This is a genomic window from Micromonospora sp. WMMD980 (assembly GCF_029626035.1).
GTDB lineage: Bacteria > Actinomycetota > Actinomycetes > Mycobacteriales > Micromonosporaceae > Micromonospora.
In genome coordinates this window covers 4935850-4950400 of record NZ_JARUBE010000003.1, presented here as the reverse complement: position 1 = coordinate 4950400, position 14551 = coordinate 4935850, and the positions used below count along the sequence as shown (strand labels likewise).

Sequence of the window (14551 nt, the reverse complement as noted above, 5' to 3'; positions counted from 1 at the left end):
CAGCGGCTCCCCCTCCGCGCTGAGGTGTAAGGCGGGGCCCCCTGTTAACGCCTCCGGTAGAGGAGGGGCCCCTTATTAACACCCCGTACCGTGTCAGGGTGACCACTGATCCGCTGGCCCCGCTGCTCGCGCTCGCCGACGTCGCGCCCGCCGTCGAGCGCGCCCGCGACCGGGTCGACCAGGCCCACCGGCACCGGGCGCTGCGCCGCCAGGGCGGCCCGCTCGCCGCCGAGGTCAGCCTCCGCTCGGCGGTCGCCAGCGCGGCGCTGGAAGGCCGGGTCCACGACCGCGAGGAGGTACGCGCCGGCACGGTCACCGACCCGGTGCTCCAGGGCGCGCTGCGGGTGGCCGGCGCGCTGCCCGGCCTCAGCGACCTCTGGCCGAAGGCCCCCCGGCAGGTGCTCGCCCGCCTCCACGTGCTCGCCGCCCGCGACGTGGTGACCGAGGCGGAACTGGGCCGGCCGGTGACCGACCCGGTGGTGGCGGCCCGGCTCGACGCCCTGTCCGACCTGGTGGCCGGCGGCACCAGGGTGCCACCGCTGGTGCTGGCCGCCGTGGTGCACGGCGAACTGCTCAACCTGCGCCCGTTCCCCGGCCCCTCCGGCGTGGTGGCCCGGGCCGCCGCGCGGCTGGTGCTGATCTCCACCGGCTTCGACCCCCGGGGGCTGGTCGCCGTGGACGTCGGACACCGCGAGCGGGAACCGGAGTATGTCGGCGCGGCCGGTGCCTTCGCCACCGGCACCCCGGACGGCCTGCGCTCCTGGCTGCGGCACTACATGAACGCGGTGGAGATCGGCGCGGACCAGATCACGCTCATCGGCGACGAACTGCTCGCCGCCTCCTGAGGCCGGGCCGTCAGGCGGTGGGTGCGGCGGCCCGGGTGCGCCGGTGCCGGCCGTACCAGGCGATGCCGATGGCGACACCGACACCGACGCCGAGCGCCGCCGCCGCGACCGGCACCGCCGGCCGCTCGCGCAGCCGGCGGCCCAGCGGGATCGGGTGCCGGAACTCCAGGACCGGCCAGCCGTTCTCCGCCGCCAGCTTGCGCAGGGTCCGGTCCGGGTTGACCACGCTCGGGTGCCCCACGCACTCCAGCAACGGCCGATCGCTGTACGAATCGGAGTACGCGTAGGAATCGGCCAGGTCGTAGTCGCGCTCACCGGCCAGCTCGCCCACGGCGTCGACCTTGCTCGGACCGGCCGCGTAGAACTCGACCTCGCCGCTGTAGCGGCCGTCGACGACCCCCATCCGGGTGGCGATCACGTCGGTCACGCCGAGCAGTTCGCCGATCGGCCGGACCATCTCCTCGCCCGAGGCGGAGACCAGCACCACGTCCCGCCCGGCGGCCTGGTGCTCCTCGATCAGGGCCGCCGCCTCGGCGTACACATAGGGGTTGATCAGTTCGTGCAGCGTCTCCGCGACGATCTGGCGGACCTGTTCCACCGGCCAGCCCTTACAGAGCGTGGCCAGATAGTCCCGGGTGCGGGCCATGGTCTGCTCGTCGGTGCCGCCCAGCCGGAACATCAGCTGCGCGTACGCCGACTTGACCACGTCACGCCGAGTGATCAGCCCGTCCCGGTAGAACGGCCGACCGAACGCCAGGGCGCTCGACTTGGCGATGACGGTCTTGTCGAGATCGAAGAAAGCGGCACTGCGGCCCACGGCGCGAAAGTCTAGCCGGACGGGGCGCTCCCGGCCGCCCACCCCGGGGTCGGGGTGGGCGAGGTGTACCCGGCGGAGTGACAGCGGTCACATCTCTGTGCGAGAAATTAGCTTTGCGTGGAGTGAACACCACTCGACGTATAAGGGTCGGCTGCGGCATGCTTGTCCTCGCGACGGGAGTTCACGTCCGGTCGCCCGCAGACCCTCGGCGGTTGCACCCCCCGTGACCGCTGAGTCGGTTCGGCTCGACCCCCCCGGAGCCGAACCACCCGACGACCCCCGTCTCCCCCCGACGGGGGTCGTCCCTTTGTGGCGTAGGTGGAAGACCCTCGGCCCGGGAATCTCCTGGTTGCCGTCGGCGCCCTCTGAAACGGTGCTTGCGCACTGATGGACACACGCCGGCCGTCCGGCTGGCCGGCTTCAAGATCAAGGGACCGACGAGTCACCGCGATCAGCTGGTTGAGAAACGCTCTCACGGTCACCGTCGTCACCGCCGTACTCATCGGTGGGCGGCCGCGACCTGGCCGGCTGGCCACTCCTGTCCCGGGGCCGGTTGGACATCGTCGGGCCGGCCGTGGTCCTCGCCGTCTCGGTGGCTGTTCTGGTCCTGAGCCTCGACCAGCGCGGCCTTCGACGACCGGCTGCCCCCGTCCGCCTGGACAACCGCGTCGGCCCGTCGTCAGCGGATCACCGCGCGCCTGGTCTGCGGCACGGGCTCGAAACAGACCAGTGCCCGACCCCGGTCGTCGGTCACCACCCACGGGTGCCCCACGTACGTCTGCTGCCGGTGGGTCTGCCCCGGCCGCAGCACCGCGTACCGCTGGCGTGCTCCGCCGTAGTCCAGCCAGTAGACGACGACGGTCCCCGACCTGGCGTTGACGAAGTCGACGAACGTCTCCGGCCCACCGCTGCGGGAACGCAGCGTCGATTCCCGGGAGGCCGGGAGCGGGGTGAGTTCGTCCGGCCGGGGCGCGGGCGCCGTCGTGCGGCTCGCCGACGGCTTCGGCGCCGGAGGGCGCGCGGCCGGGGTGGTGCGGCGCGGCGGCGCGGGCCGGCGGGTCGGCTGGGCGGCGCGGGTGGAGAGCGACACGGGCGCCGGCGAGTATGACTCGGTCGGCACGTCGGCGGCCGGCGTGGAGTTGCCCGGGGACGCCAGGATCGCCTCGCTGCCGATCGGCGGCGGCAGGTCGGGTCGGCGGGGCATCGCGAAGAAGCTGAGCGTGCCGACCAGTACGACGACCACGATGCCGATCGCGACCGAGGCGAGCGTGGCCGGGGACGGGTTGCGGAGCCAGGCGTCGCCGGGCGGGGGAGCGGGGCTGGCGTGGCGGCGGGCGGGTGGTGTTCCGGCGCCCTGCGGTGGATCGGTCATGGCCTCGATTCCACGAGCCGGTGCCGTCCGTGCTGCGGCAAGGGATCCGATTGTGCGGGACGGATGATCCCCGCCGTCAATGGCTGGCGGTCCGACCGCGTCGACCGGCGGGTCCGAATGAATCCGTCTCTTCGGAGGCTGGGCACGGCCGTGCCGCCGGGGAGAACCCGCCTGTCCGGTGGTGCGGGGCATAGCAGATCGACTCGTTCGCCGAGGTCTGTCCACATGGGGTCGCTGTCCACAGGCGGGTGTCCGTCGACCCCGTCCGGGTCGGGCGACTTGGGCAGGCTGCGTCGTGGCACGTCCGAGTCCGACCGATGGAGGCCGCCATGCCGCCCCGTACCCCGCTCCCGCCGTACCGTCGACTGCCCCTGCTCGTCACGGCCGACGGTGACCTGCTCGACGAGCTGCTCCGGCTCGCGGCGGCCGGCGGCACCGAGGTCGAGCTGGCGGCCGACCCGGCCGCCGCCCGCGCCCGGTGGGCACCGGCGCCGCTGGTGCTGGTCGGCGCCGACCAGGCGGCGGCCTGCCTGCGGGCCCGCCTGCCACGACGTCCCCGCACGGTCCTGGTCGGTCGTTCCGGTCAGCTCGATCCGGGTACGGAGTTGGCCGAGCTGATCGGCGCCGAGCACGTCGCGTCCCTGCCCGCGGCGGAGCCCTGGCTGGTCGACCGGTTCGCCGAGTGCGTGGCCGGGCCGGTGGGCGCGGGCCCGGCGCGGGTGGTGGCGGTGCTCGGTGGGCGCGGCGGCGCCGGGGCGAGCGTGCTCGCCGGCGGGCTCGCCGTCACCGCTGCCCGCGCCCGGCTGCGCACGCTGCTGGTCGACGCCGATCCGCTGGGCGGCGGGCTCGACCTGGTGCTCGGCTGGGAGCAGCTCGACGGGTTGCGCTGGCCCGAGTTGGCCGGCGCCGACGGTCGCGTCGATCCGCCCGCGCTGGTCCGCGCCCTGCCCAGCCGAGGTGACCTGGTCGTGCTCTCGTGGGACCGGGGCGACCTGCGGCGCCTGCCGGCCGAGGCGATGGCCGCGACTGTCGACGCCGGTCGGCGCGGGCGAGACCTGGTCGTCCTCGACCTGCCCCGGCATCTCGACGACGCGGCCGTGATCGCGCTCCAGGCCGCCGACCGGGCATTCCTCGTGGTGCCCGCGGAGCTGCGGGCCACCGCGGCGGCGGCCCGGGTGGCTGCCGTCGTGGCCCCGCACTGCACCGACCTGTCGGTGATCGTGCGCGGCCCGGCACCCGGCCGGCTCCGGGCGGCCGAGGTGGCGCGTGCGCTCGGCCTTCCGCTCGCCGGGACGCTCCGGCCCGAGCCCGGCCTGTGCCGGGGGCTGGAACGCGGCGAGGCGCCGGGCGCCACCGGCAAGGGGCCGCTCGCCGTGCTGTGCCAGCGGCTCGTCGACGAGCTGACCGGACGATCCGCGGCGGGCGCGGCGTGACCGGGCCGGCCGACCCGGAGGGCCTGGCCGCCCGCGTCCGGCACCGGTTCGCCGCCGAGGCCACGCCGGTCACGTCCGCCGCGGTCGTGTCCGCGGTACGCGCCGAGCCGGCCGCCGGTGTGCTGGGCGACACCACTCTGCTGCGGATCGCCGACCGGGTGCACGACGACCTCGTCGGCGCCGGTCCACTCGCGCCGCTCCTGGCCGACCCGGAGGTGACCGACGTGCTGGTGAACGGGGTGCGGGTCTGGGTCGACCGGGGGCGGGGGCTGCACCAGGTGGCCGTGCCGCTCGGCACCGTCGACGATGTTCGCCGGTTGGCGCAGCGGCTGACCTCGGCCGCCGGTCGCCGACTCGACGACGCCTCGCCCTTCGCCGACGCGCGGTTGCCCGACGGCACCCGGCTGCACGCCGTGCTGCCGCCGGTGGCGACCGACGGTCCCTACCTGTCGCTGCGTACCTTCCGGCAGCGACCGTTCAGGCTCGACGAGCTGGTCGAGCACGGCACCGTGCCCCGGTCGGTCGCCCCGTTGCTCGACGCGGTGGTGGCCGCGCGGCTCGCCTACCTGGTGACCGGTGGCACCGGTTCCGGCAAGACCACCCTGCTCAACACGCTGCTCGGGCTGGTGCCCGGCAACGAGCGGATCGTGCTGGTCGAGGATGCCGCCGAGTTGCGTCCGGTGCATCCGCACGTGATCGGGTTGCAGGCGCGTACCGCGAACGTCGAGGGCGTCGGTGTGGTCGGGCTCGGCGACCTGGTCCGGCAGGCGTTGCGGATGCGCCCGGACCGGTTGGTGGTGGGTGAGTGTCGGGGCGCCGAGGTGGTCGACCTGCTGGCCGCTTTGAACACCGGTCACGACGGTGGGGCGGGGACGTTGCACGCCAACGCTCCGATGGACGTCCCCGCCCGGTTGGAGGCGCTCGGCATGCTCGGTGGGCTGCCCCGGGTCGCGCTGCACGCCCAGGTCGCCGCCGCGTTGCAGGTGGTCCTGCAACTCCGCCGGACCGGGACGGGCCGGGTGCTCGACTCGATCGGGCTGCTCCTGCCGGAAGGGCCCGACCGGGTGGTGACCGTGGTCCCGGCCTGGATCCGAGGCCGTGGTCTCGGCCTGGCCGCCCGGCCGCTCGGCAATCTGCTGCGCGAGCGGGGTGTGCCCGTACCGCCGATTCTCCGGGTGGTCTGGCCCAGCTCGGCGGGCTCGTCGTGACCGGGCAGCTCTGGTTGGCGTGCGTGCTCCTGGCGGGCGCCGCCGTGGCGGTCGCCTGGCCGGAGCGCGCCGCTCGGATCCGGCGGCGGGCGGTCCTCGACGTGCCAGCCGCCCCGGGAGGCGGTGCCCGGCGGCTCGGTCGTGGGAGAACGGCCGACACCGGTGCCCGCGGGCCGGTGCGCCCGTCTCCGATTCGCCCCGGGTGGTCGCCCGGCGACGCTGATCGGCGGCGTCGACCGGGCATCGGGCGGAGCCGTGCCCGGCGGCGGGCCGGCTCGGATGGTCACCGGCCCGGTCGCGACGGGCGGCTCCCCGGCGCCGAGAGCCACCGGCCCGGTGTCGACGGCCGGCCGCCGAGCGGGTTCGCGCTTGTCGATCGATCGCTCGGTGCCGCGCACCGCCTGTCCGCGACGGGGCCGGCCCGGCGCGTGTTGCCGGCAGCGGCGGTGCTCGGTGGCGGTGTCGGCGCCGTTCTCGGCGGCCCGGTGGCCGCGCTGGTGCTGGCCGCCTACGGCACGCTCGCCGCCCGCGCGGCACTGCGCCGACGCGCACAGCGGGAGGCCGATCGGACACACCGTCGCGATCTCGACCGGCTCGGTGCGGCCGCCGCCGACCTGCGCGCCGGTCTGCCCGCCGGCCCGGTGCTCGACGGGGGCGCGGGCCGGATCGCCCGGCTGTGCCACGCCGCGGTGCGGCTGGCCGACCGGACCGGAGCACCGTTGGCCGACCTGCTGGAGCGGATCGAGGCCGACGCCCGGGCGGCGGATCGGGGCTTGGCGGCGGCCACCGCCCAGGCCGCCGGCGCTCGGGCGACCGCCTGGCTGCTCGCCGCCCTGCCGCTCGGGGGGATCGGTCTCGGTTACGCGATCGGGGTCGACCCGCTGGCCGTGCTCCTGCACACGCCGGTCGGTGGCGGCAGCGCCTCGGCGGCGGTCGTCCTCCAGATCGGTGGCCTGCTCTGGGCGGAGCGGCTCGGCGCCGGGCCCGGGCGGGCCGCCTGATGTCCCGCCAGGTGGTGGCTGCCGTCTGCCTCGGCGGTGCCGCGTCGCTCGTCGTCGTGGCCGGGCCGGTCGTCCGTCCGGCGCGGCGACTACGCCGGCTCGTGTCCGCCCCGGCACGGACCCGTCCGACCTGGTGGCCGGACCGGATCCGGTTGGGCGCCGGACTGGCCGCGGTGGCCGTGGCGGTGGTGGTCGGCGGCTGGGCCGGTCTTCTCGCCGGGCCGCTGGCGGGCGTGGCCGCCGACCGTCTGCTCCGCCGGATCGAGCCGCGCGCCGCGCGGGAGCGGCGCCTGCGCGAGACCGCCGACCTGCCACTCGCCGCCGACCTGCTGGCCGCCGCGCTCCGGGCCGGCGCGCCCGTGGACCGCTCGGCGGTCGCGGTCGCGGAGGCGCTCGGCGGGCCACTCGCCGACCGGCTCGGCCGGGTGGGCCGCACGCTGAGCCTGGGCGGTACGCCGACGGAGGCATGGGCGCACCTGCGGCGGGTGCCCGGAGCGGAAAGCCTGGTCGCTGCCGCAATCCGATCGTCGAACAGTGGCGCCGCGCTCGCCGGTGCGCTCACCCGGCTCGCCGACGACCTGCGGGCCGAACGCGCGACCGCGGCCGAGGCGTCCGCCCGGCGTGCGGGGGTGCTCATCGTGCTGCCTCTCGGGCTGTGCTTCCTGCCCGCCTTCATTCTCGCCGGTCTGGTGCCGGTGATCGTCGCCGTCCTCGGCGACGTGTTGTGAACCATCCAGAAGGGACGTCCGACATGCGCAAGCTCTTCGCCCGCCTACGGGGTGACGCCGGCATGAACACCGCCGAGTACGCCGTGGGCACCCTCGCCGCGGTCGCCTTCGCCGGCATCCTGCTGAAGGTGCTGACCTCCGGAAACGTGCAGTCCGCCCTGACCGCGGTGATCGACCGGGCCCTGAAGTGACCGGGCGCCGGCGGGCCGGCCGACGGTCCGGCGTCTCGACGGCCCCGCTGCTCGGTGCGGTGGCGCCCTCCGACGACCCGAACGGTTCCGCGCGGCGTCGTTCCTGCGGTCGCCGGGAGCGGGGGTCGTTCACCGCCGAGCTGGCGGCCGGCCTGCCGGCGCTGATGCTTCTCCTCTTCGCCGGGCTCACCTCGGTCGACGCGGTGACCACCCGGGCGGCCTGCGTCGACGCGGCCCGGGAGGCGGCGCTCGCCGCCTCCCGGGGCGAGCCCGGCGTTCCCGCGGGTGCCCGCTACGCGCCCGCCGGTGCGGAGGTGACGGTGACCGTCGACGGTGATCGGGTGGTCGCCACCGTCCGGGCGCCGGTGCGGACGGTCGGCGCGCGGCTGCCCCGGTTGACCGTGTCGGGCGTCGCGGTGGCCGCCATGGAACCGGGCGCTTCTGGCCCTCCGCTGTGAGGGCCGGGAGGTCGTCGCCGTCCGGTGTCGGGCCGTGCGCTTCCGGGTCGGCCGCCGGCGAGGCACTTCCCGGACCGTCCACGAACCGCGCTTCTCGCGGGCCGTTCGCCACCGGGGTCGCGGCTGAGCGTGGTGGGGCGACGGTGTGCCTGCTCGCGCTCGGTCTGGTGTTCGTGCTCGTCGGGCTGCTCGGGGCCGGGCTCGGGGCCGCCCGGTGCGCGCGTCACCAAGCGCGGATCGCGGCCGACCTCGGGGCGCTCGCGGGTGCGGCTCGTGCGCTCGACGGACCGGACGCCGCATGTGAGCGGGCCGCCGAGCTGGTGGCAGTCAACGGCGGGCGGTTGGCCGGCTGCCGGGCCGACGGGCTGGATCTGATCGTCACGGCGCAGGTGCGGGTCACGCCCCTGCCCGGGCTGGTCCGCGTCGCCATCGCGACATCACGAGCCGGCCCGGCCCGGATCGACGCCTGAAGCCGGACCGGGCAGGCGGGAGGCCCGCGCGGGCGGCCGGGCGGGGCTGTCCGACAAGGGGGATCGGCCCGCACGAGTTCCGCTGAACGCGACGGAGCACAACCCCTGGACCTCGGCGGGCCTGACCTATACTTCGCGTCATGTCGGCAGACCTGATCGGCGCACGCGACTACCTCGCGGTGTTCCGAGACGGTTCTGAGGTCCGAGCCCTGGCCAAGGCGGCAGCCGCTCTCGCCCTCCAGCGGCCCTTGGTCGTGATGGCGTCCGCGGGCTCCGGCAGGACGCTGGTCGCCGCCCGTCTGCTCATGGGTCTGCTTGCCGAACCGGGCGACGCGCCCTCGCCCTTCTCCGTGCGAATCAACGGCCGCCTCGTCGAGGCGCCCGTTCAGCGCGCCGGGCGCTTCGTCGCACCTGAGTTGCAGCCGCTGCGCTGGCACAGGTTCGGTGACGTGTGTCGGCTCGTGAAGCGGCTCATCGCCCTCGAGCGCAGGCTTCACCGCACGAGGTCCGTGACGGCACGCGTGTCGACGTCGTCGACGGACGCATACGGGCAGGACGGGCGCACCGTCGTCAGCGCCGGGTGGCGGCGGGTGCTGATCCGCAGCGACCGGACATACCGGTACCTACTTCGGCGGATCGAGATCTGCCTACGCCGCCGGCTCGGTATCACGAGCGTGGTGCCCACCGATGACGGCGCGCACTACACCGGCGTCGATCACTCATCCGAGAGTCATCGCAGCCGTGCGCCTGGAAACACCCGAAAGACCTCGACCTTCCTTGTCTTTCGGGAGCTGGCGGCCGGATAGGTCCGCGCTCCCTCGTCCTGGGAGCCACTCCATGCCGACCTGGCCTGCGGAACTGATCGGCCATCTTCCTTCGGAAGCCCTGGTGCCCCTGGTGGTGGCCTACCTCGTGTACCGAGCGATCCGCCGTCTTCTTGAGTCGCCCCTCTCCATCGCGACGCTGTTCGGCGTCCTCGGCGGGCAGAACCGCCGACGGGACGCGATCGAGATCGTGGGCAAGCTGTGTGCCGCGGATGAGGACCGACAGGCCGGGGAGCCGCCCTCGCCGACGCTCCCTCGTCGGTGGCGGCGTCGTCGCCGCCGTCGCAGGAGGCGATGACACGGACGGTCCGGTCCGCGAGGTTGCATCCGCGACCGTGCGTCGGCCGGCGGAAACCCCGTCGTGACGGGCTCCGCCGGCCGGCGACGGGTCAGCGGGACTGGAGGGCGTCCAGGCCCACCGCCATGGCGATGACCAGGCGACGGTCGATGTGCGGGTGCTGGATGTCCACGACGTACCGGTCGCGCAGGCCCCACTTCTTGTCGACCGAGAAGACCGGCTGGCCGCCGGCCACGAAGTCGAAGTGGTAGGGCAGCCAGGAGAGCGAGTCGACGAAGCGGCGCAGCAGCGCCACCGGCAGGCTGCGCTCCTGCCCGGTCGCCGGCGGCAGGCCGGGCTGCTCGACGTGCCAGGTCGACCGCAGCAGCGACTGGGCGAAGTCCTTGCGGAACAGCCCGATCGGGTTGCCGGCGTGGTCGGTCACGTCGTAGGTGGCACCGAGGTCGAGGCGCTGGCGGGCCTTGAATCCGAGCAGGGGGTGCTGCTTGGTGTCATCGGTGTAGATGGTCACCTGCTCCTTGAAAGCGAGCCGCTTCTGCTGCGCGAACGCGAGCAGGCCGGCTTCGGAGCCGTCCGGTGCCGCGGCGTGCACCTCGTACTGGTTGACCATCATCCGGATCCGCTGACGGACGATGAAGCGGTGCTGCGCCTGCAGGTTGTCGAGCGACATCTGATCTCCTTCGAGGGGTCGCCGGAGTGTCGCACAGCGCCGCCACCAGCGTGCGCCCGCGAAGCGCCCACCCTCGGGAGCAGCCCGCCCGGTCGCCCCCGGCCCGCATTTCGGCGAGCCGACGGGGCCCGGTCGGCGGCACCGGAGCGACCGCGCGTGGCAGGACCGGCGGTTCAGCGTCCGCCGTCGACCGTGGCCTTCATCGCCCACGTGTTCAACACCTGGTGGATGCCGCGCAGGCGTTCGTTGATCTGTTCCAGCCGCTCCGCCTGGGCCAGGTTCGCCAGCGCCGTGCCCAGCGCGATCTGCTGGTCGGGGGTGAGGCTTTCCTGGTCGATGGTGTAGAGCAGCTCGACGGTCTCGGCGATCGTGTCGGCCACGGCGGCACCTCCGGCGGACGGGTCTCGGGGGTCACGTCTGCGCTACCGAAATGATGCATGGAAGCGCTCCCATACATCAATGCCCCAACGCCGCCGACCTCATGCCCCCATCCCACCCACCAGACTCGCGCCCCTGCCGGCCCGGCGGGCGCGCCGAACCGGCAGCCCTCGTCGACCTTGCACTTGGTGAGCGGGCAAGTCGGGTTAGAAGGGGTGAGGCGGGGGTCGAAGCTGCAAGATCGAGGGGAGGTGGGGTTGGGGTCAGTTCGGCGGGGCGGGGCCGGGCGTCGAGGGCTGGGCGGCTGTTCGATCGCCCTGTCGCGGCAGCGCGCCCGGCAGCGCGGCGTCACCGGGCGGGGCACCGCCCGCCGTCGCGGCGGCGAGATGGGTCAGCACCACGTCGAGGACCTGCACCGCTTCCGGCTTGGCCAGCGGGTTGTTGCCGTTGCCACACTTCGGGGACTGGACGCAGGACGGGCACCCGGTCTCGCACCCGCACTCGACGATCGCGTCGCGGGTGGCGCGCAGCCAGGCGGCGGCCGTCCGGTACGCCCGCTCGGCGAAGCCCGCCCCGCCGGGGTGACCGTCGTAGACGAAGACCGTCGGCGCCTCGGTGTCCGGGTGCAGGGCGGTGGACAGCCCGCCGATGTCCCACCTGTCGCACGTCGCCATCAACGGCAGCAGGCCGATCGCGGCGTGCTCGGCGGCGTGCAGCGCCCCCGGCACGTCCGCCGCCTCCACCCCGGCGCGCGCCAGCGACCCGGGGGAGAGCGTGAACCACACCGCGACGGTGCGCAGCTCCCGCGCCGGCAGGTCCAGCGGGCGGGTGTCGATCACCTCGCCGGTGGCGATTCTCCGCCGCTGGTACGACACCACCTGGCTGGTGACGTCCACCTCACCGAGGAACAGCCCGACCGGGCCGGCGTCGGTGTAGGAGCGGACGGAGGCCACGGAGAGTGAGGTGACGTCGCGGGCGTGGGTGGACCAGTCCGGCTCCTCGGCGTGCACCAGCGCGCACCCGTCGGCCAGGTCGAGCGAGTCGACCACGTACGAGACGCCCTGGTGCAGGTAGACCGCGCCGGTGTGCAGCAGGAAGTGCGCGGAGCCGCCGTCGACGGTGCCGAGCAGCCGGCCGGTGGACTCCTCCACCACGCAGATCGGCGCGCCGCCGGAGCCGCGCAGGTCGACCTCGGGGCGCTCCCGGTGCCGCCAGTACCAGCCGGTGGGCCGCTGCCGCAGCGCGCCGGCCTCGACCAGCGAGTCCACCGCCTCCTTCGCGCCCTCGCCGAAGAGGTCCAGGTCGGCGGCGGTGAGCGGGGCCTCGTGCGCGGCGCAGGCGAGCTGCGGCGCGAGCACGTAGGGGTTCGCCGGGTCGAGCACGGTGGCCTCGACCGGCCGCCCGAACAGCGCCTCCGGGTGGTGCACGAGATAGGTGTCGAGCGGGTCGTCCCGGGCCACCAGCACCGCGAGGGCCTCGTCCCCGCTGCGCCCGGCGCGCCCGGCCTGCTGCCAGAGCGAGGCCCGGGTGCCCGGCCAGCCGCAGATCAACACCGCGTCCAGCCCGACCAGGTCGACGCCGAGTTCCAGCGCGTTGGTGGAGGCGAGGCCGAGCAGGTCGCCGTGCAGCAGCGCCCGTTCCAGCTCCCGGCGTTCCTCGCGCAGGTAGCCGGCGCGGTAGGCGGCCACCCGGCCACCCAGCCCGGGCACCGCCTCGTCGAGCGACCGCCGGGCGGTCGCGGCGACCACCTCGGCGCCCTTGCGGGACCGGACGAACGCGAGCGTGCGGACCCCCTCGACCACGCTGTCGGCGAGCAGGTCGGCGGTCTCCCGCAGCGCGGAGCGCCGCACCGACACCAGGTCGGCGACCTCGCTCTCCGCCGGGGGCGGCAGCAGCGGCGGCTCCCAGAGCGCGAACGTCACCCCGCCGCGCGGCGACGTGTCCTCGGTGACGGCGGTGACGGGCAGGCCGGTGAGCCGCCCGGCCGCCGTCGCCGGGTCGCCCGACGTGGCCGAGGCCAGCAGGAAGACCGGCGTACGACCGAAGCGGGCGCACTGCCGCCGCAGCCGCCGCAGCACGTGCGCGACGTGGGAGCCGAACACGCCCCGGTAGGTGTGGCACTCGTCGACCACCACGTACGCGAGGCGGCGCAGGAAGCCGGACCAGTGCGCGTGCCCGGGCAGGATGCCGTGGTGCAGCATGTCCGGGTTGGTCAGCACGAACCGGGCGTGCCGGCGGATCCACTCCCGCTCGGCGCGTGGCGTGTCGCCGTCGTAGGTGGCGGGGCGTATCCCGTCGAGTTCGAGGCTGGCGACGGCGCGGAACTGGTCGGCGGCGAGCGCCTTGGTGGGCGCCAGGTAGAGCACCGTGGCGCGCGGGTCGGCGAGCAGGGTGCTCAACGCCGGCAGCTGGTAGGCCAGTGACTTGCCGGAGGCGGTGCCGGTGGCCACGACGACGTGCTGTCCCGCGTACGCCAGGTCGGCGGCCTCGGCCTGGTGCCGCCACGGGGCGACCACGCCGCGCCGCGCGAACGCCGCCCGGAGGTCCTCGGGGGTCCAGTCGGGCCACGGTGCCGGCTCGCCGACGCGGGCCGGCACGTGCTCGACGTGGGTGACCGGGTCGGTGGTGTGGCGCAGCCGCAGCCGCCGCAGCAGCTCGGCCGGCGCACGCCTCGGGCCGGGCCTGTCGTCGGTCACGTCCTGCACTCTCGCACTGGTGTTCGGAATTGGGAACCGCAGGGTGGGGGTATGGGGAGGGCAGACCGGTGACCCGAAGCGGTCGCCCGGGGGATGGTTAGATGCCCAGGAGAGTTTACCGAGGAGGGGCCGATGGAGCTGTCGCTGGCGACCCACGCCGTGGGGGAGCACACGGTGCTCTCCGTCGGCGGTGAGGTGGATGTCTACACCGCCCCCCGCCTGCGGGAACGGCTCATCGAGCTGATCGACGGCGGGGCCCGCCACGTGGTGGTGGACCTGGGCCGGGTGGACTTCCTCGACTCGACCGGGCTGGGCGTGCTCGTCGGCGCGCTCAAGCGGCTGCGGTCGGCCGGCGGCTCCTTCGCCCTGGTCTGCGACAAGGAGCCGCTGCTCAAGATCTTCCGGATCACCGCCCTGGACCAGGTCTTCCCGCTGCACCCGACGGTCGACGCGGCCATCGCCGCCGACTCCACCGGCGCGTGATGGCCACCGTCAAGCTCTCCTTCTCGCCGGCCCCGGTCCACGTCCGCACCGCCCGGCTGGTCGGGGTCGCGGTGGCCCGGCGGGCCGGGGTGCGCGAGGACCTGCTCGACGAGGTGCGCCTGGCCATCGGTGAGGCGTGCACCCGGGCGGTCGCGCTGCACCGGCAGTACGGGCTGGCGGAGCCGGTGTACGTGGAGATGTCCGACGGCGGGCCGTACACGGTGCGGGTGGTGGACCGGGCCCCGATCGAGGCGGGCCTCGGCTTGGCCGCGCTCGGCCCGGACGAGCTGGCGAAGGAGTCGCTCAGCGAGGACGCGCTCACCACCGGCGTGGGCTTCGCCCTGCTCGCCGGTTTCGTGGAGGACCTCCAGGTCCGCCCGGTCGACGAGGGTGTCGGCACCGAGGTCCGGATGGCCTGGCCGGCCGGCCGCGCCTGACCCGTTCTTTTCCGCAGGCCGCGTTCCCCGTCGGGGAGCGCGGCCTCGTCGCGTCGACCGCCCTATATATCAGATTTCCTCGCATAACACAGTTACGAAGATCATCGAGACACGGTGCCCCCTCGGTGTGACCCTCACCACGCCGGAGGGCTACAGTACCCGGGTTGTCAGCACGTGATCGCTGCCCGCAGCCAGCGGGAACGGGTGGATGGCGCGCGCTGGCGAGTTCGCATCCAGGCGTC

At 74.8% G+C, this 14551-nt stretch carries 15 protein-coding genes and 2 pseudogenes; 12 read left to right on the top strand and 5 right to left on the bottom strand.

Annotation, left to right across the window (positions count from 1 at the left end):
* Positions 1–98: 98 nt before the first annotated feature.
* Positions 99–845 (top strand): oxidoreductase, encoded by a 747-nt coding sequence (locus O7618_RS23290; RefSeq protein WP_278108247.1) that lies wholly within the window; start codon positions 99–101, stop codon positions 843–845.
* Positions 846–855: 10 nt separating this feature from the next.
* On the opposite strand, the gene O7618_RS23285 is transcribed toward O7618_RS23290, so the two are convergent.
* A complete protein-coding gene (locus O7618_RS23285; protein ID WP_278108246.1) occupies positions 856–1662 on the bottom strand; it encodes an HAD-IB family hydrolase in 807 nt (268 codons plus the stop codon).
* Positions 1663–2341: 679 nt separating this feature from the next.
* Positions 2342–3034: a hypothetical protein gene (locus O7618_RS23280; protein ID WP_278108245.1), complete on the bottom strand. Its 693-nt coding sequence runs from the start codon at positions 3032–3034 to the stop codon at positions 2342–2344.
* 329 nt (positions 3035–3363) lie between these two features.
* Here O7618_RS23280 and ssd point away from each other — a divergent pair, with 329 nt between their 5' ends.
* From ssd to O7618_RS23235, 9 genes and pseudogenes are all read left to right on the top strand, one after another.
* Positions 3364–4467: a septum site-determining protein Ssd gene (gene ssd, locus O7618_RS23275; protein ID WP_278108244.1), complete on the top strand. Its 1104-nt coding sequence runs from the start codon at positions 3364–3366 to the stop codon at positions 4465–4467.
* Positions 4464–5675, top strand: a complete 1212-nt coding sequence (locus tag O7618_RS23270) for a TadA family conjugal transfer-associated ATPase (protein ID WP_278108243.1) — start codon at positions 4464–4466, stop codon at positions 5673–5675. The genes ssd and O7618_RS23270 overlap by 4 nt, the downstream gene beginning before the upstream one ends.
* Positions 5676–6136: 461 nt before the next feature.
* Positions 6137–6676: pseudogene (locus O7618_RS23265) on the top strand (hypothetical protein); the annotation flags it as partial.
* Positions 6676–7404: a type II secretion system F family protein gene (locus O7618_RS23260; protein ID WP_278108241.1), complete on the top strand. Its 729-nt coding sequence runs from the start codon at positions 6676–6678 to the stop codon at positions 7402–7404. The pseudogene O7618_RS23265 and the gene O7618_RS23260, both read left to right, overlap by 1 nt.
* A 23-nt stretch (positions 7405–7427) precedes the next feature.
* Entirely contained in the window at positions 7428–7595 is a 168-nt protein-coding gene (locus tag O7618_RS23255) for a DUF4244 domain-containing protein (RefSeq protein ID WP_088997060.1), read from the top strand.
* A 59-nt stretch (positions 7596–7654) separates the two neighbouring features.
* Positions 7655–8053 (top strand): TadE family type IV pilus minor pilin, encoded by a 399-nt coding sequence (locus O7618_RS23250; RefSeq protein ID WP_278110121.1) that lies wholly within the window; start codon positions 7655–7657, stop codon positions 8051–8053.
* 116 nt (positions 8054–8169) lie between these two features.
* Positions 8170–8523, top strand: a pseudogene (locus O7618_RS23245) (Rv3654c family TadE-like protein); the annotation flags it as partial.
* A gap of 140 nt (positions 8524–8663) precedes the next feature.
* Positions 8664–9329 (top strand): hypothetical protein, encoded by a 666-nt coding sequence (locus O7618_RS23240; RefSeq protein ID WP_278108240.1) that lies wholly within the window; start codon positions 8664–8666, stop codon positions 9327–9329.
* Positions 9330–9360: 31 nt separating this feature from the next.
* On the top strand, positions 9361–9645 hold the full coding sequence (locus tag O7618_RS23235) for a hypothetical protein (protein WP_278108239.1): 285 nt from the start codon (positions 9361–9363) through the stop codon (positions 9643–9645).
* A 91-nt stretch (positions 9646–9736) separates the two neighbouring features.
* Here the strand turns inward: O7618_RS23235 and O7618_RS23230 are convergent, their stop codons facing one another.
* The 3 genes from O7618_RS23230 to O7618_RS23220 all read right to left on the bottom strand — a co-directional run bounded on the left by O7618_RS23230 (position 9737) and on the right by O7618_RS23220 (position 13389).
* Entirely contained in the window at positions 9737–10315 is a 579-nt protein-coding gene (locus tag O7618_RS23230) for a hypothetical protein (RefSeq protein ID WP_278108238.1), read from the bottom strand.
* A 173-nt stretch (positions 10316–10488) separates the two neighbouring features.
* Positions 10489–10695: a hypothetical protein gene (locus tag O7618_RS23225; protein ID WP_089154522.1), complete on the bottom strand. Its 207-nt coding sequence runs from the start codon at positions 10693–10695 to the stop codon at positions 10489–10491.
* A gap of 261 nt (positions 10696–10956) precedes the next feature.
* Complete coding sequence (locus O7618_RS23220; protein ID WP_278108237.1) at positions 10957–13389, bottom strand: DEAD/DEAH box helicase; 2433 nt, start codon at positions 13387–13389, stop codon at positions 10957–10959.
* Between the two features lie 132 nt (positions 13390–13521).
* Between O7618_RS23220 and O7618_RS23215 the strand changes: the two genes are divergently transcribed.
* On the top strand, positions 13522–13872 hold the full coding sequence (locus O7618_RS23215) for an STAS domain-containing protein (RefSeq protein WP_278108236.1): 351 nt from the start codon (positions 13522–13524) through the stop codon (positions 13870–13872).
* Positions 13872–14309, top strand: a complete 438-nt coding sequence (locus tag O7618_RS23210; RefSeq protein WP_091062769.1) for an ATP-binding protein — start codon at positions 13872–13874, stop codon at positions 14307–14309. The genes O7618_RS23215 and O7618_RS23210 overlap by 1 nt, the downstream gene beginning before the upstream one ends.
* The last annotated feature ends 242 nt before the right edge of the window (positions 14310–14551 follow it).

Bases quoted from the DNA above. Each gene is read 5' to 3' on its own strand.
- O7618_RS23235 (WP_278108239.1), top strand. From the start codon at position 9,361: ATGCCGACCTGGCCTGCGGAACTGATCGGCCATCTTCCTTCGGAAGCC.
- O7618_RS23210 (WP_091062769.1), top strand. From the start codon at position 13,872: ATGGCCACCGTCAAGCTCTCCTTCTCGCCGGCCCCGGTCCACGTCCGC.
- O7618_RS23240 (WP_278108240.1), top strand. From the start codon at position 8,664: ATGTCGGCAGACCTGATCGGCGCACGCGACTACCTCGCGGTGTTCCGA.
- O7618_RS23280 (WP_278108245.1), bottom strand. From the start codon at position 3,034: ATGACCGATCCACCGCAGGGCGCCGGAACACCACCCGCCCGCCGCCAC.
- ssd (WP_278108244.1), top strand. From the start codon at position 3,364: ATGCCGCCCCGTACCCCGCTCCCGCCGTACCGTCGACTGCCCCTGCTC.
- O7618_RS23215 (WP_278108236.1), top strand. From the start codon at position 13,522: ATGGAGCTGTCGCTGGCGACCCACGCCGTGGGGGAGCACACGGTGCTC.
- O7618_RS23260 (WP_278108241.1), top strand. From the start codon at position 6,676: ATGTCCCGCCAGGTGGTGGCTGCCGTCTGCCTCGGCGGTGCCGCGTCG.
- O7618_RS23230 (WP_278108238.1), bottom strand. From the start codon at position 10,315: ATGTCGCTCGACAACCTGCAGGCGCAGCACCGCTTCATCGTCCGTCAG.
- O7618_RS23255 (WP_088997060.1), top strand. From the start codon at position 7,428: ATGCGCAAGCTCTTCGCCCGCCTACGGGGTGACGCCGGCATGAACACC.